Genomic DNA, 23615 nt, shown 5'->3' with positions numbered 1-23615 from the left:
CTTGCCCCGGGTATTTTTTCGCTGAAATTCGGGTTATATCTCATCCCTACCCAGCGCTTCAATCACCCTGTCGCACCATTCTATATAGCTCTCCTCATTCCGGATGCCCATCTCAATGACTGCAATCGAGGAGAACAGCGGGTCCCTGCCGGGAAAGACGGCTTGCTGCTCGCGAAAGCCCGCGATTTTGGCGCGGTAAATCCTCAGACGTTCTTCATGCTCTGTTCGTTTCGCCCGCAAAACACCGATCATCGCCTCCGGCTCCACCAGCCAGGAATTGTACTGCTTCAGCATAAAATCGTCCAACGCTCGCGGTTCATCCGCCTCCAGCACCCAATCTTTAAGGAATTCAACTCCTTTGTCCGTGATGCTGTACACCTTGCGCGCCGGACGGTAGGACTCACGCTCATGCGATTCCAGCCTGACCAAACCTTCCGCCTCAAGCTTCGCCAGGGTCGGATAAAGCTGGTTGTTGTTGATTTTGTAAAAAAAACTGACCCGCCCGTTCATCTGCTGCTTCATGTCATATCCGCTCAGCGGTTCTCTGGCCAGCAGACTGAGCAGGGCGTATTTAATCGAACTCATTCTTTTCACTCCAACTATAAGTTAAATTTAACATAAGTTATTATTGACATGTAGCCAATTATGTTATAGGTTAATATTAACCTATTATTCAGTCACACACAATTCCATGATCCATGAAGGAGCGAAAAAATTATGAAATTCATTTTCAATGATGAAGCCTATTCTTTTGAACTGCTGCGGACGGTAAGCTATGCGCCATACGGTGGAGCGGATATCGGCGAATGCCTGGTGACCGCCTCCCGCATTGTTGAGGGCGATTTCGAGAGCTGGCACAAGGAATGGTTCCGGGTCGCCGAACGCGCGCATGCACTGGCGGATGAAGCACTGGCCGCCGGCCAGCGTATCGGCGCACGGGAGGCGTATCTCCGCGCTTCCAACTATTACCGCACCTCGGAGTTCTTCCTGCACGGGAGCCCAGAAGATCCGTGCATGCTCTCCACCTGGAAGCTGAGCCGCGACACCTTCAGACAAGCGGCGAAGCTGATGGATACCAAAGTGGAGCAGGTCAGCATTCCGTACGAAGGAACGACGCTTTCCGGTTACTTCTATACAGCGGCAGACGCCACGGAGCCCCGTCCGATCCTGATTATTCACGGCGGCTATGACTCCACGGGCGAAGAACTGTATTTCGGCGGAGCCGCCGCCGCTCTCCAGCGGGGCTACCACTGCCTTACCTTCGAGGGTCCCGGTCAAGGCTCCGTGATCCGCGAGCAGCGGATTCCTTTCCGTCATGACTGGGAGAAGGTTATTACGCCGGTTGTCGATTATGTAGTCAGCCGTCCCGAGGTGGACCCCGGCCGCATCGCGCTGATGGGCATCAGCTTCGGCGGCTATCTCGCGCCCCGGGCGGCGGCCTTCGAGCATCGCCTTGCTGCCTGCATCGCCAACGACGGCGTGCACACGTTCCGCTTCCGGGAAATGGGCCAGAAATTCATGGCGGGCCGAACGGACTATACCTTCGAGGAGTACGAAGCAACCGTAGCCAAGATCATGGAGCATCACAGCGGCGTCCGTTGGGCGGTAGACAACGGAATGTTCACCTTCCAGGCGAACTCTCTCCGCGAGCTGGTCGAGAAGACGGAGCCCTGCACCATGGAAGGTATCGCGGACCAGGTGCTCTGCCCGACGCTCGTCTGCGAGGCGGAAGAGGATCATTTCTTCGCCGGGCAGCCTGAGAGACTGTACGATGCACTGTCCTGCCCGAAGACCTATCTGAAGCTCACCAAGGAGGACGGCGGGGAAGAACACTGCCATTTCGGCGCCCTGCTGCTGTTCAATCACCGCGTCTTCTCCTGGCTGGATGAGACGCTGAAGATCAGCGCCGAACCGACAGGCGTACTGCATTAATATTAAAGCCTCCGGCTAACACGGCGGATCGGGAGCGACCCCTGTCTCACTAACAGGGGCACTCCCGTCCTGAACCGCGTTATTGCTGGAGGCTTTTTGTTGTCCTCAAAGTGGCCTTAGGCCAGCGTCAGGCAGCAGAGCTCGAGTTCCCGCGCCCGAGGCAATGACGACACTGGTTTTGACGGCCTGCTCAGCCTGTGGTTACATATCAATCATTGCATAGCATTTGGCTTTATGTTATATTGCGATTATTCTGTAGTTCGATTGTCATCAAACTTAAGAATGAAATGACATTCTGGATTTCATGTACTGGGGGTACAATTAATGAACAAGGGGATCCTTTATGCGGTCCTGTCCTATCTGGCATGGGGGTTTTTGCCTTTATACTGGCGCCTGTTTACCGCGATACCCGCATGGGAAATACTGGCGCATCGTATTGCCTGGTCCTTTGTATTTGTGGCTGTTCTCGTTACCGTCTCGAAGCAGTGGAAGCGGCTAAAGAGCGTGGGCTCCAGCCGAAGAGGTCTCATCGCCGTAGTTCTCTGCTCCATTCTAATCAGCTCGAACTGGTTTCTGTTCATTTGGGCCGTCAACAATAATCATGTGATCGAAACGAGCCTCGGGTATTATATGAATCCCTTGATCAGCGTTTTGTTCGCAGTGGTCTTCCTGAAAGAACGGCTGTCGCCGGGACAGTGGCTGTCCATCGTTCTGGCCGGCGTCGGCGTTCTGATTATGGCCCTGCAATACGGACAGATTCCGTGGGTGGCCATTTCTTTGGCCGTTACTTTTTCCTTATACGGACTTGCCAAAAAAATAGCCAACCTGGATGTCCTGCTGGGTCTGACCGGAGAAACGATTATCGCGCTTCCCGCCGCAGCTGCCTACCTGATCTACGTTCAGTCCCACGGAGCGGGGATCTTCGCTTCTCTGGCGCCTGTCTCGGTTGTGCTGCTCCTGCTCGCGGGCGTAGCGACAGCAACGCCTTTATTCTTGTTCGCCAAAGCCATGCAGCTGCTCCCGTATTCACTCGTCGGGTTTATTCAGTATATCGCTCCGACGACAAGCCTGCTGCTTGCTATTTTCCTGTTTAACGAACCGTTCTCGCAGATCGAATTGCTCAGCTTTTCCTTCATTTGGCTGGCTTTGATCATCTATTCCTTCGTGACGTTCCGGAAATCGAAAGCGGGGGTTATCCCCGTCAGGCAGATGGACGTACAGAAGAACGCAATCGCTTGTAACAAATAACGATAGGAGGCTAATGCGATGAAAGTGCTGAATCATCCTGACCGCCAGGATATTCAATTATCCTCGGTCCTGTATGCGCTCAGCGATCCTATCCGGTTGTATCTTGTGGATGTGATCCATAAATCGGGCGAACGGAGATGCGGCGATATTGCCGTTCCCGTCGTTAAATCGACGCTTTCCCACCATTACCGGACACTTCGGGAGGCCGGCATCCTTCACGTTCGGGTGCAGGGCACCCTGCGCATCTCCAGCGTCCGCACAGAGGATCTGGAATCCCGATTCCCCGGCCTGCTGGCCTCGGTGTTGAACGCCTATCACGCCTCCGGGGAGGCGGAGCGGTTAACGGCGTCGACCGAAGCCTCCGGCAGAGAAGCGACGCAGAGCTGAAACATCCGGCGGGTTACAGCGTTACCGGGTAATCGTTGAAGGCCCGGGAATACTCATAACCGGGAATCGGTTCCTAATCGAGTGGACCGTTTCCTAATCGAGTGAGCCGTATCCTAATCGAGCGGACCGTTTCCTGATCAAGTGGACCGTTTCCCAACCAAGTGAACGTATCCTAATCGAGTGACTGTTTCCTAATCAAGTAACCATACCCTAACCGGATGACTGTTTCCTATCGGGTGACCGTTTCCTATCGGGTGACCGTTTCCTAATCAATTGAGCATTTCCTACCCAAGTGAACGTTTCCTATTCAAGTGGACCGTTTCCCACCCGGACGAGCCAAGAACGACATCCTTTCTTCAGTCGAACGGGAAAAGCTCCCTTTTATTATCGCAATTTGAGCCTAAACCGGACCATGAGCGGGAAAAACTCCAGCTTATTTGCCGGTTTTTATTCAATTTCGGGAAAATCGCCTGATTAAGCGGGAGAAATTCCAGTTTATGCTTGGCATAAGTACTCCAGGGAAAAATAAACGGGAGAAATTCTGTTCCACTCTCCCATTCAAGCATCCACGCAAAAAAAACCTCTCCTGGTTAGAATGGAAGGTTCGCCAACCCATTTCAACCTAACGGAGAGGTTCTTTTTATATCAATCCTATCGCTGGGCCCAATCATTTAGATACAGCCGCAGCAAACCCGGCGAGTCGCCTCGTTCATAAGCCAAACGCCCCAGCAAGCCGCTGGCCGGCCCCTGCGATCATAGTCGCCGCCCTGCCCGGTTCACCCGAACCGCTGCCGGTACCCGCACCGACGGCACAGCTCCTCCACCGCTTCCCTGCGGGAGAAGCCGTAGAACAACCGATTCGCCCGTTCTCCCTCCACGATGTCAGAGAACGGCGTCTCATTGACGTTGCCCAGGTTAATGACGCCTTCACCGTCCAGGCAGCAGGGCACCACCGTCCCGTCGACCAATATGGCGGCCTGGCTGCGAAGGGCGTGACAGAAGCCTTGGCCATCGTCCTCAGGCGCGGTAAGACTGGGCCACTGAAACTCGTGGTCCTGGTTCAGAAAGATTCGATCGGCGATCTTCACGCTGCTGCCGGGAACGATCTTTTCCTCGATCCGGTAGTCCAGGCCGAATGCCGATTCCAGCACGGACAGCGTCTCGCGGTTGCGGTTTCTCTGCAGATTCGTCAGATTGTCCGGCGTGAGATTCCACAGCCGGAAGGAGATGAAGACGCCCTGCGCAGCAGCCTCCTTGGCAAATGAAATAATTTGCCCAAGATAGCCATCGCGGTCCTCGGATCCCTCATGCCCGTCGAAGCTGTGCAGCGAGAAGTTCATCTGCCGCAGCGCCGGCTTCCCGAGCAGCTTGGGCCCCGCCTTGCGGATCAGCGTGCCGTTGGTCGTAATGTTGACCTTGAAGCCTTTGTCATGCGCGGCATCCAGCAGTTCGTGAATTCGCGGATGCAGCAGCGGCTCGCCTTTGACATGAAGATAGATATGCGATGTATGCGGCTTGATCTCGTCCAAAATGGCGCTGAACGTTTCCGTATTCATAAACTTCGCCTGCCTTGCCGTTTGCGGGCAAAAGCTGCAAGCCAGATTGCAGACGCTTGTAATCTCGATGTATACCTTCTTAAATGTCTTCAAGCTCCGCTCTCCGTTTCATTTACCATTGATCCGAGGCGTACCGGAGTCCAAGCTGCCTCCGCGCATCTTCCATAATTTCCGCAGTCGCCAGCGAGTTGGCATGCGAATTGACGGAGCTCTCGTGTTCCCCCGCCTTCACCAGGCGGATAAACTCCTCAGCTTCATAGTACATCGACTCATAGGTCTGCGGCACAGTCAGTTCCTCGACAATTCCGTCTCTGTAGCGAATCTTGACCTCGTACGGCTGACTGATCTTGTCAATGATCATCGTGCCGTTCTCGCCTTGAATTTCCGCCGGCAGATAGGATTCGGTAATCTTGGCGTACATCACGACGGCATCCATATCACCGTAACGCATAACAATGCTGCCCTCGCCGTCGACGCCGGAGGAGAGCATTACGCCTGTCGCCTTCACCGTATCCGGCTTCCCGAACAGGACGACCATGGGATAAAGACAATAAACGCCGAGATCCATCAGGGCTCCATTGGAATATGCCGGATTGAAGGCATTCAGCACCGTCCCCTGAAGAAATGCGTCATACCGCGAGGAATACTGGCAGTAGCTGGCGAAGTACCGCCGAACCCGGCCGATTTTATACAGGTTCTCTTTGATGATATTGAAGCCCGGAACGAGCGTCGATTTCATCGCTTCCATGAACAGCACATTATTGCGCCGCGCCGCTTCGATGACGCTTCTCAGCTCCGCCGCGTTGGACGCGGCAGGTTTCTCACACAGCACATGCTTGCCGTGATTGATGCAGATAAGGGCGTGCTCCGCATGCAGTGAATTGGGACTGGCGATATAGACAGCGTCGATTTCGTCGCTTGCCGCCATCGCCTCAAGATCGGTGTATACGGAGGCTCCGGCGTATTTCGCGGCGAATGCTTTCCCCTTCTCTTCGCTGCGGGAATACACGGCGGTCAGCAGAAAATCTTCATTTTCCAGTCCCGACTCCAAAAAGCGGTCTGTAATCCAGTTGGTTCCGACTACGCCAAAACGAATGGTCATGCAGCTATCTCTCCCTTGAATGGCATTCTTTTATTCCTTATCCGATCTCGGCGGATAGCGTATAGAACACCTCGAGCTGTCTCGCGATCTCGGCCTTGTCATGCTCCACCACGGTCATATGCTGCGGCAGCGCCGACAGACCGGCGATCTGCGCCGGGAATTCCTGGCTGATATTCAGCAGGGAGATGGCTTCGTCGAACTTGGCAGGATGCGCGGTCGCGAATGTAATACCGATCTCGCCCGGCCCGTTATACGCTTCGTAAGCGGCAATGCCGCAGGCGGTATGAGGGTCAAGCAAATAGCCGGAATCCTGCTTGTACTTGCCAATGACGTTCAGACACTCGTCGTTCTTCACGCCAAGCGCGGCAAATTCGGTCTGTACCTTGTCGAGCAGCGCCGAATCAACCGTAATGGCTCCTTCGCGCTGAAGCTTCGCCATATAATCGGACACCTTCGCGGAGTCCTCGCCAAGCAAATAGTACAGGTAGCGTTCGAAGTTGCTGGCCACCTGGATGTCCATCGAAGGGCTGTGCGTGCTTTTGAAATCGCCGGGCTTGTATTCTCCGGTCTTCACGAACCGCTCCAGAATATTGTTCTCGTTCGTCGCGATGATCAGCTTGCCGATCGGCAAACCCATCTTCTTGGCGAGATAGCCGGAGAAAATGTTGCCGAAGTTGCCGGACGGCACACTGATATTGACCGTCTTGCCCTGCGCACTCTGCGGCAGATGCAGATAAGCGTAGAAGTAATAGACGGTCTGGGCCAAAATCCGTACAAAGTTGATCGAGTTGATCGCCCGAAGATGGTACCGGCTCTTGAAGTCCAGATCGCCGAACAGTTCCTTGATGACTTGTTGACAGTCGTCGAAATTGCCTTTGACCGACAGGTTCAGCACATTGGCATCGTCCACTGTCGTCATTTGCAGCTCCTGCACCTTGCTGACCTTGTTATGGGGATGCAGAATGCAGATCTTGATGCCTTCCTTGCCGCGAACGCCCGCAATGGCCGCCGCTCCGGTATCGCCGGAGGTTGCGCCGAGGATATGAATAATTTCGCCCCGCACTCTGGAAATATAAGAGTACAGCTCGCCCATGAACTGCAGCGCGACATCCTTAAAGGCAAAGGTCGGCCCGTGGAACAGCTCCAGCACATACAGCGAATCATTGATTTCCTTAAGCGGTGTCACTTCCGGATGGCGGAAGGAAGCGTAGCTCCGCTTGACCATATCCTTCAGGTCGCCGTCCGGAATTTCGCCGTTCGTATAATAGGAGAAAATCTTCAGGAACAGCTCCTGAAAGCTTAAGGAGCGCCACTCCTCCAGCGTCTGTGCGGACACGGAAGGAATCACGTCCGGAATCATCAATCCGCCGTCATCGGCCAGGCCCATCAAGACCGTATCGATAAAACCTTTCGGTTCGACCTTGCCTCTAGTGCTAATATATTGCATTTTTCTACTCAGCCCCCTGAATTTCGCGCTTTCGAATTTACCTTATATATTAACACGTTTATGTGTTAAAGTCCGGTGTATATTGCACGATTTCGCCTGTTTTGCGCTTTTTAACATTTCGCCGCCGTTACAGGTCCGTTTTCTGAAGCTCTTTCCAGACAGTCTTGTTGCTGTACTGCTTCTCTTCACTGACGTCCTGCCCGAACCAATCCGGCGCTTCGAAGCTCTGAGCCTCCTCCAGGGAATGAAATTCGACCTCGACGACGGACAGCTTCAATTGATCGTAGATATCAATTTCCACCGTTACGCCGTTCCATTCGCCGGTAATTCGCTCCTTGATCAGCGGCACCGCCCGGACGGCCCGAATCATTTGCTCGTACAGGCCCTGCGAGATTTCGTATTCGATTTCCTCCCGGCTGATGCCCAGCCCGTTCTTGAAGGTATGCGTGTAATGCACCTCGCCGGAAGCGAGATCTTCGATTTTGCGCACGCGCAGCTCCTGCGGCCCGTCAATCGCCAAATAGGTCTGCTCAATGCGCTGCCGGCTGTGAACAGTCAGCTTCCCCTCCTGAACGAGCTGCTGCGGAAACTCCGGAAGCAGGAACTTGCGCTCGATTTCCATTGCCATCACTATTTCTCTCCTTTTCACGTGGTCAGGTTAATAAATTGTAAAATGGCGCTCAAAGGAAGTCAATCCGGGAACAATTTGCTAAAATAGAAGAATCGGTGCGTCAAAATCGCGCCAGTCCAACATATACGGAGGCAACTTTTGTGGATTATATCATACTGGACATTGAATTTAACGGCCGTAAGTTTGCCAGCGAGCATCCGATGGAGGTTATCGAGATCGGCGCCGTGCGGCTTGACGCTTCCCTTCGTCCTGTCGACGAGTTCACTTCGCTGATCAAACCCGTGTATTTCGCTACGCTGAACTCTTTCATCAAGAAAAAAACGGGGATTCCTCAGGAAGAAATCGATATCGCCCCCCGTTTTCCCAAGGTAATCTCCGCCTTCCTGCGCTGGCTCGACCAAAGTCCGGATGGCGTGCTGCTGCTGACCTGGGGCGGTGAAGATATGAAGCGCATTATCCAGGATACCCGCATGCATAAGCTGGACGACACCTACTGGCTGAAGACCCCATACTACGATCTGCTCAAAGGACTTCTTCGCGCACGAGGCCTGAAGAACGATATCAGCGTGGAAAGCGCCATGGAGCTTCTGGGCCTCGAATCCGCCGGCTCCGCGCACCGGGCGCTGGGCGACGCGCGCATGACAGCCGATATTTTTCGTGGGATTTACGGCGAGCTGGACCTGGATCAGGTGAAATACTACAAAGACACCTTCTCCAACGCCCGTGAGCGCAAGACGGTCAAGATCGCGATCAAAGCAATTCTGGCGCAAAAGATCATCCCCACCTGGGAGCTAGTTGAGGAGCATTATTTTACAGGTAAAATTCCGCTGGACGACCCGCGCAAGGCTGAGGAGCTTCAGCGATTCTTTGCCGCGGAGCTTGAGAAAGCCACCTCCCGTTCCGCAATCTCTCCTTCCCCGTCTCCGGCCAACCGGCTGAGTCAAAGCTAAAGAATAGCCGCCCTTCCTTTTCGGCAGAGCCCATGCTTCGGCACCCTCGAAAAAGCACCCATCGGTGCTTTTTTTATGCTGAAAAAAGGTTTGACATTAACGCAGCGTAAAGGTGTACATTGAGCTTGTGAGGAGGTGCCATCACGGAATACACAGTGCAAAAACTCGCGAAACTTGCGGGAATCAGCGCGCGTACGCTGCGTTATTACGATGAATTCGGGATTTTGAAACCGGCCCGGATCAACTCCTCCGGATACCGCATCTATGGCCGGCCCGAGGTCGATCTGCTGCAGCAGATTTTATTTTACCGCGAGCTGGGTCTAAGTCTGGAGAACATTAAGGCTATCGTAACCTCGCCCTCGTTCGACGGGACGAAAGCGCTGAGGACACATCATGGCAGGCTGCTGGCCAAAAGAGAACAACTCGACCGGCTGATCTCAAATGTGGAGAAGACACTGGCCGAAAGGGAAGGAAGGATTACAATGAGCGACACCGAGAAATTTGAAGGCTTTAAACAAAAAATGATTGAAGACAACGAGCAGGCCTACGGCAAGGAAGCGCGCGGGAAGTACGGCGACGAAGCCGTCAACCGGTCCAATAAACAGCTGATGAACATGACCGAGGAGCAGTATTCGGCCGTTCAAAAAATAGAAGAGGACATGTTCGCTTCGCTGGCGGAAGGCATGAAGACTGGTGACTCCGCCGGCGAAGCCGCGCAGCGAGCCGCCGATCTCCATCGGCAATGGCTCACATTCTTCTGGGGCAGCTACTCCCCGGAGGCCCATGCGGGGGTCGCGCAGATGTACGTGGACGACGAACGCTTTACCGCTTACTATGACAAGCGCGGAGCGGGGCTTGCCCGCTTCCTTAGAGACGCCGTACACGCCTACACGGCCAAATCGAACTAAAGCGTTTATCGAGTTTCACTAGGCTAAGCCAGGGCAAAATGCTTTTTGCCTTGGCTTTTTTTATCTGCATATTCATTTACCGCGTCGCACCAGTCCCCCCATTACGGCAGTTCTTCTTCGGTCAGGCAGGCCCAAAAATTTAGATCGAATAAATGGGACTTTTGTTGTATGATGGGTGGGATTGTATAATTATTCCTGGGCAATTAAGCCCTGGTAGGTTGGTCTTAAGTCAATCTGTAGAATAAGAAACGGCAAATCCGTACGAAAGTCGGAGACGCAAAGCCACGGGTCTAAGCAAGGTCACTCCTTGTATGACAGCCGGGTTGCCTATATCTCTTCATGGGTTGGCTTATTTTTGTTGCCATTAATTAAGTTATGAAAGGGAGATTGTATGTTGGGAAGGTTATTAGGTAGAGTCGCATTTATCATTATGTTTTTTGCAGTGCAAGTCTTATCTTTCTCAGGGCCCTCGTATGCAGAAAACCAAACTTCATTAAATGACATTAGCCGTCATTGGGCCGAGGAAGAAATAAAAGTATGGATTGGCAATGGATTGATCTCGGGCTACGCCGATCGAACCTTTCAACCCGATAAAGTCATTACCCGAGCGGAATTCATATCGCTGGCGAACAAAGCGTTTGGTTTTTCCCATAAGGCTGACCAGACTTTTAAAGATGTCCCGCAGGGAAAATGGTTTTACAACGATGTATCCAAAGCGAAATTTACCGGCTACATCTCGGGGTTCGGAGACGGCACCTTCAGGCCTGATCAACCGATAACGAGAGAAGAGTCTGCCAAAATCATTTACCAGCTTATGCAGTTGGAAGAGGGGACAATAACGAGAGATACTGAAGCCTTTCAGGATGAACAGCAAATGTCTGCCTGGAGTAAACCATACATAAAAGTGGTTGCTTCCAAGGGTTATCTGAAGGGATATCCGGATAAAAGCTTCCGTCCTCAGAAACCCATCACAAGAGCTGAAGCTGTAGTGGTGCTAGATCAAGCTGTAGGTCAATTGATACACCAGCCTGGAACCTATGATCTGAAAAATACGGTTGGCGGGAACTTGACGATCAACAGCGGCGGCGTCACCCTAAAGAATGCTGTCATTAAAGGCGACCTCATTCTGGCAGCGGGAATCGGCGAGGGCGAGGTGCTGCTTGATCACGTAACCGTTGAAGGAAGAACCATTGTGAACGGCGGCGGGGAACACAGTATCGTCATTCAAGACTCTTCGATGAACCAGGTAGTGGTTCAAAAGGATCTCGGACGAGTCAGACTTTTTACGAAGGGCGATACAAGCATCAGCAGCACTGTCGTCAAATCGGGAGCAAAGCTGGAAGAAGAACAGGGAAACGAAGCCTTTAAATCGGTTTCCGTTGAAAGTACGTCAGTAAATGATCTCGTACAATTTGAGGGCACTTTTGCAAAAGTCGCAGTAAAAACGACGGTAACGATCGAAATTTACGATCAATCCACCATAGCTCTGCTTGAAACTTACACAGGTTCAGAAGGGGCTGCTATCAAGCTGCAGGACAATGCCGTATTGAAGGAGATCATTCTGCAGGCAGCCGCGAAGATCACAGGAGAAGGAACCATCCTTAAAGCTGAGATTAATGCGGAAGGTGTTAGCTTCGAGCAAATTATAAAGGAGTACATTCTCTCGGAGACGGTGAAGGTCGTGGTAATTGGCGGGAAGGAAGTTGGAAGCAGCAGTCCGGTTCCAACGGTTCCTTCGCCAGGAGAAGTGAGTAATCCTACGGGACCCGTATCTCCCGCACCCACGCCCGCACCCGCATCTCCCGCACCCGAATCTCCGGCACCCGGACAGCTGCCTGTAGAGCAGCCTGCCCCCGAACCGGGTAAGGTGCTGGATATAAAAGCCGCTTTTATTGTACAGGACAAGCTATACACCCTGTACCCGGCAACCTATGATTATTCGGCCGTAAAATGGAATGTTGCCAATTCGGTTACACAGGATACGTACCAGACCGAATATGACAAAACGGTACAAGACGTAGGGGTTTACAGCATCTCGGGCGGAGCGCTTCCTCCGGCATCGTATGACGTTACCAATCCGAACTCGTCTCAGCATTTTTCAGGAGTTATGTTATCCAGCGTTACGGTTAACGACAGCGTGTATGCTAAAGTTTATTATAGCGGCACCGAGACCATCTCTTATCAAATCAATGACAGCTATACCGTCCATGATCTTGACAACCAGATGCCGGCACAAGCGGTTCCGCTCGCTGATGGGGATACCTTGGCAATGGTTTATGGAGATCAGTTTGAGGTCTTTGCAACCTGGAACGGTAGCGGCTGGGAGCTTGACGCGATTAACGATCAATTAGAGGCGCCAACCCATCTAATGGCATCGACGGTATCGAATAAGGCGATCGCTCTGCAATGGGATCCGGTTGCAAATGCGGATCAATACCACATTTATTACAGCGCAACACCTACGGGCGAGTTTGTTTCCTTGAAGGACCCGAACGGCCAGCCTGTTACCGTAACGGGCACGACTTATGTTGACAGTTCAAATCTTCCGCATACGACAAGATATTATGTGGTTACTGCAGCGAAAGCCGGAATCGGTATGGAATCGGGACCAAGCAATGTTACTTTTGCTACAACCTATTATAATGCGCATATAAGCTTGGATTTTCAGATAACGGATACGATAAGACACCCGTCGGAGCCGATCCTTTATATCACGGATAAATCGAGTAAGAAGCTGTATCGCATCAATTACGAAACGGGCACCAAAGACTCCATTTCCTTTTCCTTTGCGCCGGAGAGTCTGACGTATGCAGACGGTAAAATCTATGTATCCTTGCTGAAAGCGGAGCATTCTTCCTATACAGATATCGCGCAGCAGCAAGGCGCAATTGCGGTAGTAGACGCAGCGACCTTTACGCTTGAAGGTACGCACAATATTGCGATTGACCCGTTCGATATCGCTGCCGATCGTTCCGGCCATCTCTACGTGGCTTCGGGTTCAGGACAGTGGACCGAGATCAAATCGTATGATTTAAACACCTTTGCGGAAATAGCCTCCAGTGGTATTAGGCAAGCTAGCTATATCCAGATGCATCCTGTATGGAATAAGCTCTATACGATTACAACGGACTCGTCGCCGAGAGACCTTAGTGCCTATAATGTAACGAACGGGCAATACGTTGAGCCCTCATATCCCGGCGGGTATGATTCTCCGTATCATGGCGAATACAATATGGCGCCGAACTTTACGATATCTCCGGATGGAGCTTATATCTTTAACGGAGTCGGCAGCGTATTTATGGCTACAAACAAGATGTACGACGATATGAAGTATGTATATGGACTTGGACAAACGTATGCCGATATCGCCTTTGATCTGCCAAGCCACAAATTTTATACGGTAAAGAACAATGCAGTACAAGTATATGATTACAGCAACTTTAAGCAATCCGGTCTATATCATTTGGACGGTACCGCAAAATACGTGTTTAACGATACCGATAAGCTATTAACTATATCTGCATTTGCAGGAAAGAATGTAATTGAAATCGTAGAAAAGAATACATTCGAAGCGGCCCCGCCCGCTCCGGTGTCCGGTATCCAGCTGGATGGCAGGGTGGCAGACATTGCATACGACCCCGCCAATCAGAAAGCTTATGCCATCGATGAAGCGTTCAACAATCTGTATGTGGTGGATCTTCAAACACAGACTGTAGCTAACACGGTCAAGCTTCCGTATCGTCCGGCTGGATTGACTTTATCGGAAGACGGTTCCAGCCTCTTTATCGTGAATGACGATCTGAATCAGCTCGTAACGGAAGTTCGTCTATCTGATCTCAAAGTTGTAAGACATCTGCCATACACGTCAGTTAAGGATTCCGGTGATTTCTCGGACAGACATATCTATCATAAATCGGGATTGCTGTATATTGTTATGGGCAATTGGGAGCCGACGCTGCTCGTGTTCAATTCGGCAACCTTTGCATCCGTAAACTACGGAACTGGTTACAGGAGTTGGAGAACTGGCTTTCTCCGGCGATAAGAGCAAATTCTATTACTGGTATCAGTCTGGCTGGAATGCTGGAAATGCGGGCTCCAATGTATATGCGTATTCTGTGAGCGGCAATAGCTTAACGAAATTCGGCCAATCCAATCTGGGTTACCCTAATTTCTTAAGAGATCCATTGGATACTCCTGTTCTACTGCTGGAGGGTCAAGGAAAGCTGGTCGTAAAGAATAAGGTCTTTGATCTGAGTGATGTTTCAAAGGTCATCGGAACATTACCGGAACCGATCTATGCAGTGAATTCTACCGGTGACCTGTTGGTTGGTAAAAATGGGATATACGATGCGGCTACGTATCAGAAGGTAGAAGCATTGTCGCTAGGCGAGGCAACGGAAATCTTCTTCGACCCGAACGGGAAGCTGTATTATTACGTAAATGGCGAGTTAAAGTCTATACAGAAGTAAAAAGAGTATGACAAAAAAAGGCACAGGGAGGCATCCCCGTGCCTTTTTTCATGCGCCTTCCAGCTGCGCAGCCTGAATAGCCATCCCTGCCCGCGCCGCTTATTCCGTTCCTCCCGCCCTTCCCTTGGAAGCGTGGCCGGATTTTTCACATCTCGCATAAGAACCCGTTGTCCAGCGCAGCCTGGTCAACGGGTTCGTTCTTTTCATTATAGGCTGCGGTGCAGCAAGGACAGCACTTGGCGAAGCTCGCTCACTGCAATCTGGCCCGGGGCCGATGCCTTCTTCGCCGCGCCGAACGTCAGGGCGGACCCGAACACTTCTCCGCTGAGACGGCTGATCACGCCGATTCCCGACATGGACATCGTAATCACCGGGCGGTCGGCATATTTTTCCTTCATGATGTGGGTCGCTTCAAGCAGGGTCAGCACGTCGAGCGGATGATTCGGCATCACCGCAATCTTGGGAATGTCCCCGCCAAGCTCCTGGGCCTTCCGCAAACGGGAGATAATCTCCTCTTTATCCGGTGTCTTGTCGAAATCATGGTTGGAAACAATGACAAAGACGCCCTGCTTGTGCGCCTCGCTGATCAGCGCCTTGACCGTCTCCTCGCCCGTGAACAGTTCAACATCGATCAGATCGACCAGCCCCGTCCCGGCAATCGCCTGATTAAGCGCAGCGTACTGCTCCGGGCTGATCTCCTTCTCCCCGCCTTCTCTGGCGCTGCGGAACGTGAACAACAGCGGAAGATCGGGAATAACGGAACGAATGCCGGCGAGCGCCGCTTTTACCGCTTCGATATCCTCGGCCTGTTCAAAAAAATCCACCCGCCATTCCACCACATCGCAATCCAGCGATTTCAGCGCTTCCGCCTCTTCCTTCAGCTCGTCGGCAGTTAAGCCAACCAGCGGAACGCATATTTTCGGCTCGTCTTCGCCGATGATGACTTGTTTTACAGTTACTGTGCCGCTCATTCTTCCAACTCCTTCGTCTTTCGGTACCCGGGCCTGAACGTTCTTCAGGCTTTGTTACATTACTCCTTAAGGTAACGCATATTTACGATTATAGCCAGCCTAACGGAGAAACAAATGAAACCTTACCGCTAAACGGTCTTAACCAACTTCCAAGTGAAAATGTTCACATGATCTCTATATCGGACATGTTATGCTAAATTAAAGCTTTAAATGGAAAGGAGCGGCCACATGAACTTGCGGCATTTGCAGTACTTTCAGGTGATCGCCGAAATGGAGCATATTACACAGGCAGCTGTGAAGCTGTCCATTACTCAACCCAGCCTCAGCCATGCCATCTCCGAACTGGAAAAAGAACTGGGAACCTGTCTGTTTGAGAAACAGGGCCGGAATATCCGGCTCACCAAATATGGCAGGCTTTTTCTAGGCTATGTCAACCGCGCTCTGGACGAATTGGAAAAAGGCGAGAAGCGGCTGCGCGAGCTGACCAGCCCCTCCGCAGGGGTGGTTGATCTTGCCTTCATCGGCACACTGGGCACGCATTTCGTACCGGCGTTGGTGCAATCTTTTTCCGTTATGGAGGAACATCGTCAAATCTCCTTCACTTTCCATCAGGGATCAACGAGAAAGATGATTCAGGGCCTCAAGGATGATCTGTACGATATCGCCTTTTGTGCTTATGCTGAGCGGGATCCCGAGCTGGAGTTTGTTCCCCTGGCGGAGCAGGAGCTGGTCGTTGTCATCCCGAAAAATCATCCGCTGACCGGATCGGGCAGCGTCGAGCTTAAGGAAATCGCTGCTTATCCTCTGGTATACTTCGCTGAATCGAACGAGCTGCGGCCGATTCTCGACGGTCTGTTCGCCAAAGCAGGCGCAAGGCCGAATATTGTCTGCGAAGTGGAAGAGGAAGGCGCAATGGCCGGTCTGGTATCGGTGGGTTACGGCATTGCGGTGATGCCCCGTTGTCCCGCCCTGGCTCATTACGATGTCGACGTTCTAAGCGTTGCTTATCCGGCTTACGATCGCTTTATTTATGCAGTGAGCGTGCGCAGCCGCTATCTGTCGCCCGCGGCTTCGGAATTCCGCAATTTCGCCATTCGCTACGGACGAGAGTTTTTTGCTGCGCACAAACCGGTCTGAACCTGTCCACAAGTCCTTTTGGAGAAAACGGTCATGACCGTTTCGGCCGCACCCGGATACGGCTATTGCTTCCCGTGGCTCTGCACCGACTCCTCCAGAAACCGTTCAACTTCTTCAAGATAAGGCAGGGAAGCGACCGCTCCGGCTTTACCTACGGCGAGCGCGCCGACCGCGTTGGCGAAGACGACCGCTTCTTCCAGCGTTCGGCCCTTGGCCAACTGAACGGCAAGCGCCCCGTTGAACGAATCCCCTGCCGCAACGGTGTCCACCGGCTGAACGGGAAATCCGGGAACATGGACCGCGCCGTTCTTGTTGACGATCAGAGCCCCCTTTGGACCGAGTGTCATAATCACATGCTGAACGCCTTTTTGCAGCAGAATCTCCGCCGCTTCCCGGGCGCTGTCGACACTGTCCACCGTGATGCCTGACAGTATCCCCGCCTCCGTCTCGTTGGGCGTAAGAATGGTAACGAGCGACAGCAGCCCGGCGCCAAGCTCCCTGGCCGGAGCCGGATTCAGGATGACCGGAACGCCGTGCCGGTGCGCGATTTCTGCTGCATGCTCCACCATGTTCAGATCCATTTCCAGCTGCAGCACCAGAACCTCGGCTTCGCTGATGACTGGCTCCATGCCGGCGATATCTTCCGCCGAGAGCACAAGGTTGGCCCCCGGCACAACAATGATCCGGTTCTCACCGTCTTCTTCAACAACGATGGAGGCCACCCCTGTCGACTGTTCGGCAAGCTCGGCGATGTGCCGGGTATCTATGTGTTCCCCTCTCATAACCTCAAGCATCTCGCGGCCGAAGGCATCCTGCCCTACACAGCCGATCATCGTGACTTCTCCTCCCAGCCGGGCCGCCGCTACGGCCTGATTGCCCCCTTTTCCCCCGGGAGACAGCATAAAGCTCTTGCCAAGCAGGGTTTCTCCGGGACCCGGAGCGCGTCCGGTGCGAACCGTCATATCCATATTCAAGCTGCCAACCACTACGATCATACGCGATCCTCCGTCCACCTGATTTTTAAGTTTTACTCTATATTAGAGCCTGCCGCGCCTTTTATCAAACCAGGCTTTTCCAAGGCCGGCCGCTCCGGAAAACATTAACAAAAACGTAGTTACGCAGGCGTCCGATTTATGCTAGAATAGTTATGCAATCGTTTTCAAAAGGCGGTCTACATTGTTCGGCACAAACGTTTGCATCCACGATAAAGCCAGGAGAATTCGTTGCAATTCAATCTAATCCGAAGATTAGGGAGGCTTATCAGCTTGAGTGAGAAGAACTTACCGACAGTCGCTTATTTCAGCATGGAGTACGGCCTGCATTCCGATTTTAAAATGTACGCCGGAGGGCTCGGCATTCTGGCCGGCGATTACATCAAGGGCGCCAAGGACATCCAGGCCCCGATCATTCCCATCGGCCTGAAATGGAAGCAGGGCTATACCGACCAAAGAATCGACGCGAACGGCAATCCGTATGATTCCTTTCACAACTATGTCTACGATTTTCTCGAAGATACCGGTGTGAAGGTCACCGTCAAAATCCGCGGCCTCGACGTAATATGCAAGGTATGGAAAACAGAGCATTTCGGCAACAACCCACTCTATCTGCTGGATACGGACATTCCGGAGAATGCCGACGCCTGGATCACCGGCCAGCTGTACGGATGGTTCGGAGAAGAGCGGATCGCCCAGGAAATCGTGCTCGGCATCGGCGGAGTAAAGGCCCTGCGTGCGCTGGAAATCCCGGTGGATGTGTATCATTTTAACGAAGGGCATGCCGCGCTGGCGGCGGTAGAACTGATCCGCGAAAAAATGGCCGGCGGCGACACCTTCGAAGAAGCCTGGAAAGCGACCCGGCAGGAGGTTGTGTTCACCACGCATACCCCAATCAAAGAAGGCAACGAGTCGCATCCGCTCAGCCGTCTGGAATATATGGGCGCCTTCAACGGGCTGACCCGCAGCCAGATGGAGCGCATCGGCGGGGAGCCGTTCAATATGACCGTCGCCGGTCTGCGCCTCTCCCGTATCTCCAACGGGGTAGCCAAGCTCCACGGCGAGACGGCGAACAAAATGTGGAAGGAAGTTCCCGGACGTTCACCGATCATTGCCATCACCAATGCCATTCATACGCCCACTTGGGTCGATGAACGCATCACCCGAGCCTACGAAGAGAATGGAGACCTTTGGAGCGTTCATGCCGAGATCAAGAGCGAGCTGATCGGCTTTATCCAGGAGCGCTCAGGCATCCGGCTGAATGAGGACAATCTGCTGATCGGCTTCTCGCGCAGGGCCGCCCCATACAAGCGAAGCGATCTCCTCTTCTCACGTCCCGACATTATCGAGCCTTACCTCGAATCGGGCAAAGTGCAGATCGTCTTCTCCGGCAAGGCGCATCCGCTTGACGACACCGGCAAAAAAATCGTCAGCAACCTCGTAGCCATGATGAAAAAGTATCCGAAAAGCGTCGTATTCCTGGAGAACTACGATATGACGATCGGGGCGATGCTGACGCGAGGCTCCGACGTGTGGCTCAACAACCCGCGCAGACCGCTGGAAGCGAGCGGCACCTCCGGCATGAAGGCCGCCATGAACGGCGTACTTAACTGCTCCATCCTCGACGGCTGGTGGCCGGAAGCCTGTATCGACGGCGAGAACGGCTGGCAGATCGGTGACGGCTTCGAGACGACCGATTTTGAGCTGCTGGACCGGCATGACAGCGAAGCGCTGTACGATACGCTTTTGAACCGCGTCCTGCCGACTTATTACGAGGACCGCGACAAATGGACGCAGATGATGCGCCGAAGCATCGAGACGACCCGAACCGAATTTGCGACCAAGCGCATGCTGGAGGAATACTACAGCAAAATGTACATTCCCTCCTGACCGCCTGTGTCCACTCAAATATGTAACTTTACTTTCCCCACCGTCCGCGCCAGCGGGCGGTTTTTTGCTGTGTCCGCCTCCCTCGTTCTTCCGTTGCAGATTCCGATGTCCTTGCTGTGTCCGCCTCCCTCGTTCTCCCGCTGCAGATTCCGATGTCCTTGCTGTGTCCGCCTCCCTCGTTCTCCCGCTGCAGATTCCGATGTCCTTGCTATGTCCGCCTCCCTCGCTCTCCCGTTGCAGATTCCGGCCCCCTTAATTTGTTTAAAGTTATTATAAATAAAGATTGATTTTTATCAAATTAAAGTTATTATAATACTTATACTAAATCTAAATTATATGAGGTGATGTTTCCATGAGTTCAAACGATAACCACTTAACGACCAGCTGGGGCGCTCCCGTAGGAGACAACCAGAATTCGCAGACCGCCGGCACGCGGGGCCCGACGCTGATCCAGGACGTTCACCTGCTGGAAAAGCTGGCCCATTTCAACAGGGAGCGCATCCCGGAACGCGTCGTGCATGCCAAAGGCGCCGGTGCTCATGGTTATTTTGAAGTGACCAGGGACGTCTCTCAATATACAAAAGCAGCCTTCCTGTCACACATCGGCAAACGCACGCCCATGTTCATTCGCTTCTCTACCGTTGCCGGTGAACTGGGCTCCGCCGATACCGTCCGCGATCCGCGCGGCTTCGCCGTCAAATTCTATACCGAGGAAGGCAACTATGATCTCGTCGGCAATAATACCCCCGTCTTTTTTATTCGCGACGCCATTAAATTCCCGGACTTTATCCATACACAGAAGCGCCACCCGCAGACCCATCTGAAAAATCCGACCGCCGTCTGGGATTTCTGGTCCCTTTCCCCCGAGTCGCTGCATCAGGTAACCATTCTAATGTCCGACCGCGGCATTCCCGCAACACTGCGCCATATGCACGGGTTCGGCAGCCATACCTTTAAGTGGGTCAATGCGGAAGGACAGGCCATTTGGGTAAAATACCATTTCAAAACCGAGCAGGGCGTCCAGAACATGGATGTGGAAACGGCAGCCCGGATCGCCGGCGAGCATCCCGATTACCATACCGAGGATCTGTTCAACGCGATTGCAAATGGGGATTTCCCTGCCTGGAAGCTGTACGTGCAGATCATGCCGATCGAAGACGCGGATACGTACCACTTCGATCCGTTCGACGTAACCAAAGTCTGGTCTCAAAAAGACTATCCGCTGATCGAAGTTGGCCGCATGGTTCTGGACCGCAATCCGGAGAACTATTTTGCCGAGGTGGAGCAGGCCACCTTCTCCCCGGGCTCCTTCGTTCCGGGCATCGAGGCTTCTCCCGACAAAATGCTCCAGGGCCGTCTGTTCGCCTATGCCGACGCTCACCGCTACCGCGTAGGCCCGAACCACAACCAGCTCCCGATCAACCGTCCGCAGTGTCCGGTGCACAACCACCAACGCGACGGCGCGATGGCCTACGGCGACAACGGCGGCGCCTCCGTCTACTATGAGCCGAACAGCTTCGGTGGACCGAAGGAGTCGCCCGAGCATAAGATTTCCCCGTTCGACGTCTCCGGGCAGGCCGCCAGTGTCGCTTACGATCATGACGACCACTATACCCAGCCCGGCGATTTGTACCGCTTGCTGAGCGAAGACGAGCGCGCCCGCCTTGTGCGTAACATCGTCGACTCGATGCAACCTGTCGAGCTTGTGGATATCAAGCTGCGTCAAATCGGCCATTTCTACAAAGCTGACCCGGAATTCGGAACCCGAATTGCCGAAGAACTGGGATTATCCGTCCCAGCCGCACTCTAATATCCCCAAGTTACCCCCATTACGGGGATAACAGCCGGGTTATCCCCGAATTCCCTGGGAATACAACAAGCGCAGGATCTGCCGATCCTGCGCTTGTTTATTCTTCTAGGATTCCAAAGCCGTTGCTCCGCACGTCACTGCTTCCGGCAGATGCTCCTTTAGCTCATCAATAAATTTATGAAAAGCGCTCGTCATGTACAGATCGCGCCGCCGTATAAAAACCGTCGGAATTTCCCGATACCTGTCCGGGAAGGGGTAGCAGCGGATGCCATCCTTGACATTCAGCCTATTGTAATAAGATACAGGCAGTACGGCAAAGCCGATGCCCGCTTTTACACAGCCGAGCAGCCCTTCCATTGTGCCGAATTGCATCACTTTGGCCAGGCGGTAGCCCTCGTCCCGGAGCCATTCCTCAAGCTGCAGCCGATACATGCACTCCGAGTTCAAGATCAGCAGTGTCTTATCCTGTATCGTTCGGAGCCCTTGAAAATCCATCGTTTCCGGCAGGATCAGTCCCAAACGCTCGTTAATGACAAGCTCCTGAACAATGTCCGGATGCTCAACCGGCCCATCCACAAAGGCTCCGTTAACCGCATACTGCAGGACCGCATTGATGAGCTGATCCGTTAATCCGATTTCCAAATGGACCTCAACCTCAGGAAATTTGCCGCGATACGCGGATAAAATAGAGGGCAGGCGTATGGCAGCCGTCGTATCGGAGCCAATCGTAATGGAGCCTTTGGGAATGGGCGAATCCAGTACCGCTTTTTCCGCCTCCTCCAGCAGGTTCAGAATCTTCTCCGTATACGTCAAAAGGGTCTGACCCGCCGAAGTCAGCGTAATCCCCCGGCTGTGCCGGTAAAAGAGCGGAGTCTTCAGCTCCTGCTCCAGCTGCTGAATTCTTGCCGTCACGTTCGATTGCACATAGTTAAGACTTTGGGCCGCTTTTGAAATGCTCCCTTCCTCGGCGACCGCCCTAAACACTTTCAGAAGTCCAATATCCATCCCGGTACGCTCCCCTCTTCCTAGCTATCAGCCACGGTGATGTCGTCCATCATTTCCCTTCATTATACATGATTCCCCTCTCCGATTATGATGGAATTACAAAAGAAATCCACCAAAGAGGAGCGGTAAGCGATGGAAAATAAACGTTGGCGTTTTAAAGTGCCCGGAGCATCGGACAGCAAAGAGATCATCATGGATACCAGGGAAATCACGAGTGTGTATGACATTTTGAAAAAGCTGAGAAGCGCGGAAGAAGCAGTTCACCTTGAAAGAGTAACGGAGCCCCTCAGGAAACAAATCCAGAATCCCCTGACAAATCTGAAGCCGTATAAGAACAACTGTGGATGAAAAGTGAATAAAAAAAAGACCTCTGCAGCGCAGAAGTCTTTATGACGCAGTAAGCGGGTGATGGGAATCGAACCCACGCTATCAGCTTGGAAGGCTGAAGTTCTACCATTGAACTACACCCGCAAAGGTGAAAATCGGGATGACACGATTCGAACATGCGACCCCCTGGTCCCAAACCAGGTGCTCTACCAAGCTGAGCTACATCCCGTTATTAAGAAATTAGGTATTGAATGGCGCGCCCTGAGAGATTCGAACTCCCGACCTTTTGATTCGTAGTCAAACGCTCTATCCAGCTGAGCTAAGGGCGCATATATGGAGCGGACGACGGGAATCGAACCCGCGACCCTCGCCTTGGCAAGGCGATGCTCTACCGCTGAGCCACGTCCGCAAAATATGGTGCGGTCGAGAGGACTCGAACCTCCACGGGGGGTTAGCCCACACGGACCTGAACCGTGCGCGTCTGCCAATTCCGCCACGACCGCAAAGAATGAAACATGGTGAGCCATGAAGGACTCGAACCTTCGACACCCTGATTAAAAGTCAGGTGCTCTACCAACTGAGCTAATGGCTCGTATAAGTGGCTGGGGATATAGGATTCGAACCTATGCATGACGGAGTCAAAGTCCGTTGCCTTACCGCTTGGCTAATCCCCAACAAGAATACGAAACATTTTAGTTAAAATGGGGCGATCGATGGGACTTGAACCCACGAATGCCGGAGCCACAATCCGGTGCGTTAACCCCTTCGCCACGACCGCCATAGTCAAATGAATCGGTGTAATGGTGAATCAACAACTGGTAAATCAATGGCGGAACCGACGGGATACTCTCCA

General features: G+C 52.9%; 19 protein-coding genes, 8 tRNA genes and 1 riboswitch. Of the genes, 11 read left to right on the top strand and 16 right to left on the bottom strand.

Translation table 11 applies throughout. The features are described from left to right. Nucleotides 1-33: 33 nt before the first annotated feature. Nucleotides 34-585 carry a PadR family transcriptional regulator gene (locus tag PSAB_RS04550; protein WP_025333395.1) on the bottom strand — a complete coding sequence of 184 codons (552 nt, stop codon included), beginning with the start codon at nt 583-585 and terminating at the stop codon, nt 34-36. Between the two features lie 132 nt (nt 586-717). Here PSAB_RS04550 and PSAB_RS04545 point away from each other — a divergent pair, with 132 nt between their 5' ends. From PSAB_RS04545 to PSAB_RS04535, 3 genes are all read left to right on the top strand, one after another. Then, nucleotides 718-1932: an alpha/beta hydrolase family protein gene (locus PSAB_RS04545; protein WP_025333394.1), complete on the top strand. Its 1215-nt coding sequence runs from the start codon at nt 718-720 to the stop codon at nt 1930-1932. 324 nt (nt 1933-2256) lie between these two features. Next, nucleotides 2257-3180: an EamA family transporter RarD gene (gene rarD, locus PSAB_RS04540; protein WP_025333393.1), complete on the top strand. Its 924-nt coding sequence runs from the start codon at nt 2257-2259 to the stop codon at nt 3178-3180. A gap of 18 nt (nt 3181-3198) precedes the next feature. Next, a complete protein-coding gene (locus PSAB_RS04535; RefSeq protein ID WP_025333392.1) occupies nt 3199-3567 on the top strand; it encodes an ArsR/SmtB family transcription factor in 369 nt (122 codons plus the stop codon). A gap of 776 nt (nt 3568-4343) precedes the next feature. Here PSAB_RS04535 and PSAB_RS04525 read toward each other — a convergent pair. From PSAB_RS04525 to PSAB_RS04510, 4 genes are all read right to left on the bottom strand, one after another. Further along, the gene (locus tag PSAB_RS04525; protein ID WP_025333390.1) at nt 4344-5216 is read right to left on the bottom strand and encodes a radical SAM/SPASM domain-containing protein; all 873 of its coding nucleotides are present in this window, start codon (nt 5214-5216) and stop codon (nt 4344-4346) included. A 19-nt stretch (nt 5217-5235) separates the two neighbouring features. After that, nucleotides 5236-6225, bottom strand: coding sequence for a Gfo/Idh/MocA family protein (locus PSAB_RS04520; RefSeq protein WP_038595552.1), 990 nt, complete (start codon nt 6223-6225; stop codon nt 5236-5238). 37 nt (nt 6226-6262) lie between these two features. Beyond that, the gene (gene thrC / locus PSAB_RS04515; RefSeq protein WP_025333388.1) at nt 6263-7672 is read right to left on the bottom strand and encodes a threonine synthase; all 1410 of its coding nucleotides are present in this window, start codon (nt 7670-7672) and stop codon (nt 6263-6265) included. A gap of 127 nt (nt 7673-7799) precedes the next feature. Beyond that, the gene (locus PSAB_RS04510; RefSeq protein WP_025333387.1) at nt 7800-8300 is read right to left on the bottom strand and encodes a CYTH domain-containing protein; all 501 of its coding nucleotides are present in this window, start codon (nt 8298-8300) and stop codon (nt 7800-7802) included. A gap of 143 nt (nt 8301-8443) precedes the next feature. On the opposite strand from PSAB_RS04510, the gene PSAB_RS04505 reads away from it, so the two are divergent. The 4 genes from PSAB_RS04505 (at nt 8444) to PSAB_RS04490 (ending at nt 14630) form a co-directional block, all read left to right on the top strand. After that, nucleotides 8444-9253 (top strand): 3'-5' exonuclease, encoded by an 810-nt coding sequence (locus PSAB_RS04505; RefSeq protein ID WP_025333386.1) that lies wholly within the window; start codon nt 8444-8446, stop codon nt 9251-9253. 155 nt (nt 9254-9408) lie between these two features. Then, entirely contained in the window at nt 9409-10161 is a 753-nt protein-coding gene (locus PSAB_RS04500) for a MerR family transcriptional regulator (protein ID WP_025333385.1), read from the top strand. A gap of 240 nt (nt 10162-10401) precedes the next feature. Beyond that, nucleotides 10402-10492: riboswitch (cyclic di-GMP riboswitch) on the top strand. 60 nt (nt 10493-10552) lie between these two features. Then, nucleotides 10553-14203 (top strand): S-layer homology domain-containing protein, encoded by a 3651-nt coding sequence (locus PSAB_RS24440; RefSeq protein ID WP_084266430.1) that lies wholly within the window; start codon nt 10553-10555, stop codon nt 14201-14203. Nucleotides 14204-14345: 142 nt separating this feature from the next. Beyond that, nucleotides 14346-14630 carry a hypothetical protein gene (locus tag PSAB_RS04490; protein ID WP_025333383.1) on the top strand — a complete coding sequence of 95 codons (285 nt, stop codon included), beginning with the start codon at nt 14346-14348 and terminating at the stop codon, nt 14628-14630. A gap of 206 nt (nt 14631-14836) precedes the next feature. On the opposite strand, the gene aroD is transcribed toward PSAB_RS04490, so the two are convergent. Further along, nucleotides 14837-15601, bottom strand: coding sequence for a type I 3-dehydroquinate dehydratase (gene aroD, locus PSAB_RS04485; RefSeq protein ID WP_025333382.1), 765 nt, complete (start codon nt 15599-15601; stop codon nt 14837-14839). A gap of 228 nt (nt 15602-15829) precedes the next feature. Between aroD and PSAB_RS04480 the strand changes: the two genes are divergently transcribed. Next, entirely contained in the window at nt 15830-16738 is a 909-nt protein-coding gene (locus PSAB_RS04480; RefSeq protein ID WP_025333381.1) for a LysR family transcriptional regulator, read from the top strand. A gap of 62 nt (nt 16739-16800) precedes the next feature. Here the strand turns inward: PSAB_RS04480 and rbsK are convergent, their stop codons facing one another. Then, a complete protein-coding gene (gene rbsK, locus PSAB_RS04475) occupies nt 16801-17733 on the bottom strand; it encodes a ribokinase (protein WP_038595545.1) in 933 nt (310 codons plus the stop codon). Nucleotides 17734-18003: 270 nt separating this feature from the next. On the opposite strand from rbsK, the gene glgP reads away from it, so the two are divergent. Both glgP and katA read left to right on the top strand, forming a co-directional pair. Next, entirely contained in the window at nt 18004-19620 is a 1617-nt protein-coding gene (gene glgP / locus PSAB_RS04470; RefSeq protein ID WP_025333379.1) for an alpha-glucan family phosphorylase, read from the top strand. Between the two features lie 352 nt (nt 19621-19972). Next, nucleotides 19973-21430, top strand: a complete 1458-nt coding sequence (gene katA, locus PSAB_RS04465) for a catalase KatA (protein ID WP_025333378.1) — start codon at nt 19973-19975, stop codon at nt 21428-21430. 105 nt (nt 21431-21535) lie between these two features. Here katA and PSAB_RS04460 read toward each other — a convergent pair whose 3' ends face one another. Further along, entirely contained in the window at nt 21536-22435 is a 900-nt protein-coding gene (locus PSAB_RS04460; protein ID WP_025333377.1) for a LysR family transcriptional regulator, read from the bottom strand. Between the two features lie 132 nt (nt 22436-22567). Here PSAB_RS04460 and PSAB_RS04455 point away from each other — a divergent pair, with 132 nt between their 5' ends. After that, a complete protein-coding gene (locus tag PSAB_RS04455; RefSeq protein ID WP_025333376.1) occupies nt 22568-22783 on the top strand; it encodes a hypothetical protein in 216 nt (71 codons plus the stop codon). Between the two features lie 52 nt (nt 22784-22835). Here PSAB_RS04455 and PSAB_RS04450 read toward each other — a convergent pair. The 8 genes from PSAB_RS04450 to PSAB_RS04415 all read right to left on the bottom strand — a co-directional run bounded on the left by PSAB_RS04450 (nt 22836) and on the right by PSAB_RS04415 (nt 23540). Continuing rightward, nucleotides 22836-22906, bottom strand: a tRNA-Gly gene (locus PSAB_RS04450). Nucleotides 22907-22917: 11 nt separating this feature from the next. Then, nucleotides 22918-22991 (bottom strand) — tRNA-Pro (locus PSAB_RS04445). Nucleotides 22992-23014: 23 nt separating this feature from the next. Beyond that, nucleotides 23015-23091 (bottom strand) — tRNA-Arg (locus tag PSAB_RS04440). A gap of 5 nt (nt 23092-23096) precedes the next feature. Then, nucleotides 23097-23171: transfer RNA gene (locus PSAB_RS04435), tRNA-Gly, on the bottom strand. Nucleotides 23172-23177: 6 nt separating this feature from the next. Beyond that, a tRNA-Leu gene (locus tag PSAB_RS04430) sits at nt 23178-23265 on the bottom strand. Nucleotides 23266-23278: 13 nt separating this feature from the next. Continuing rightward, a tRNA-Lys gene (locus PSAB_RS04425) sits at nt 23279-23354 on the bottom strand. A 7-nt stretch (nt 23355-23361) separates the two neighbouring features. After that, nucleotides 23362-23436 (bottom strand) — tRNA-Gln (locus PSAB_RS04420). A 28-nt stretch (nt 23437-23464) separates the two neighbouring features. Then, a tRNA-His gene (locus PSAB_RS04415) sits at nt 23465-23540 on the bottom strand. Nucleotides 23541-23615: the final 75 nt, after the last annotated feature.

Source organism: Paenibacillus sabinae T27 (genome assembly GCF_000612505.1).
Lineage (GTDB): Bacteria > Bacillota > Bacilli > Paenibacillales > Paenibacillaceae > Paenibacillus_AQ > Paenibacillus_AQ sabinae.
This window is presented reverse-complemented; position numbering and strand designations above follow the sequence as displayed.

Bases quoted from the DNA above. Each gene is read 5' to 3' on its own strand.
- PSAB_RS04550 (WP_025333395.1), bottom strand. From the start codon at position 585: ATGAGTTCGATTAAATACGCCCTGCTCAGTCTGCTGGCCAGAGAACCG.
- PSAB_RS04545 (WP_025333394.1), top strand. From the start codon at position 718: ATGAAATTCATTTTCAATGATGAAGCCTATTCTTTTGAACTGCTGCGG.
- rarD (WP_025333393.1), top strand. From the start codon at position 2,257: ATGAACAAGGGGATCCTTTATGCGGTCCTGTCCTATCTGGCATGGGGG.
- PSAB_RS04535 (WP_025333392.1), top strand. From the start codon at position 3,199: ATGAAAGTGCTGAATCATCCTGACCGCCAGGATATTCAATTATCCTCG.
- PSAB_RS04520 (WP_038595552.1), bottom strand. From the start codon at position 6,225: ATGACCATTCGTTTTGGCGTAGTCGGAACCAACTGGATTACAGACCGC.
- thrC (WP_025333388.1), bottom strand. From the start codon at position 7,672: ATGCAATATATTAGCACTAGAGGCAAGGTCGAACCGAAAGGTTTTATC.
- PSAB_RS04510 (WP_025333387.1), bottom strand. From the start codon at position 8,300: ATGGCAATGGAAATCGAGCGCAAGTTCCTGCTTCCGGAGTTTCCGCAG.
- PSAB_RS24440 (WP_084266430.1), top strand. From the start codon at position 10,553: ATGTTGGGAAGGTTATTAGGTAGAGTCGCATTTATCATTATGTTTTTT.
- aroD (WP_025333382.1), bottom strand. From the start codon at position 15,601: ATGAGCGGCACAGTAACTGTAAAACAAGTCATCATCGGCGAAGACGAG.
- PSAB_RS04480 (WP_025333381.1), top strand. From the start codon at position 15,830: ATGAACTTGCGGCATTTGCAGTACTTTCAGGTGATCGCCGAAATGGAG.
- rbsK (WP_038595545.1), bottom strand. From the start codon at position 17,733: ATGATCGTAGTGGTTGGCAGCTTGAATATGGATATGACGGTTCGCACC.
- katA (WP_025333378.1), top strand. From the start codon at position 19,973: ATGAGTTCAAACGATAACCACTTAACGACCAGCTGGGGCGCTCCCGTA.
- PSAB_RS04460 (WP_025333377.1), bottom strand. From the start codon at position 22,435: ATGGATATTGGACTTCTGAAAGTGTTTAGGGCGGTCGCCGAGGAAGGG.
- PSAB_RS04455 (WP_025333376.1), top strand. From the start codon at position 22,568: ATGGAAAATAAACGTTGGCGTTTTAAAGTGCCCGGAGCATCGGACAGC.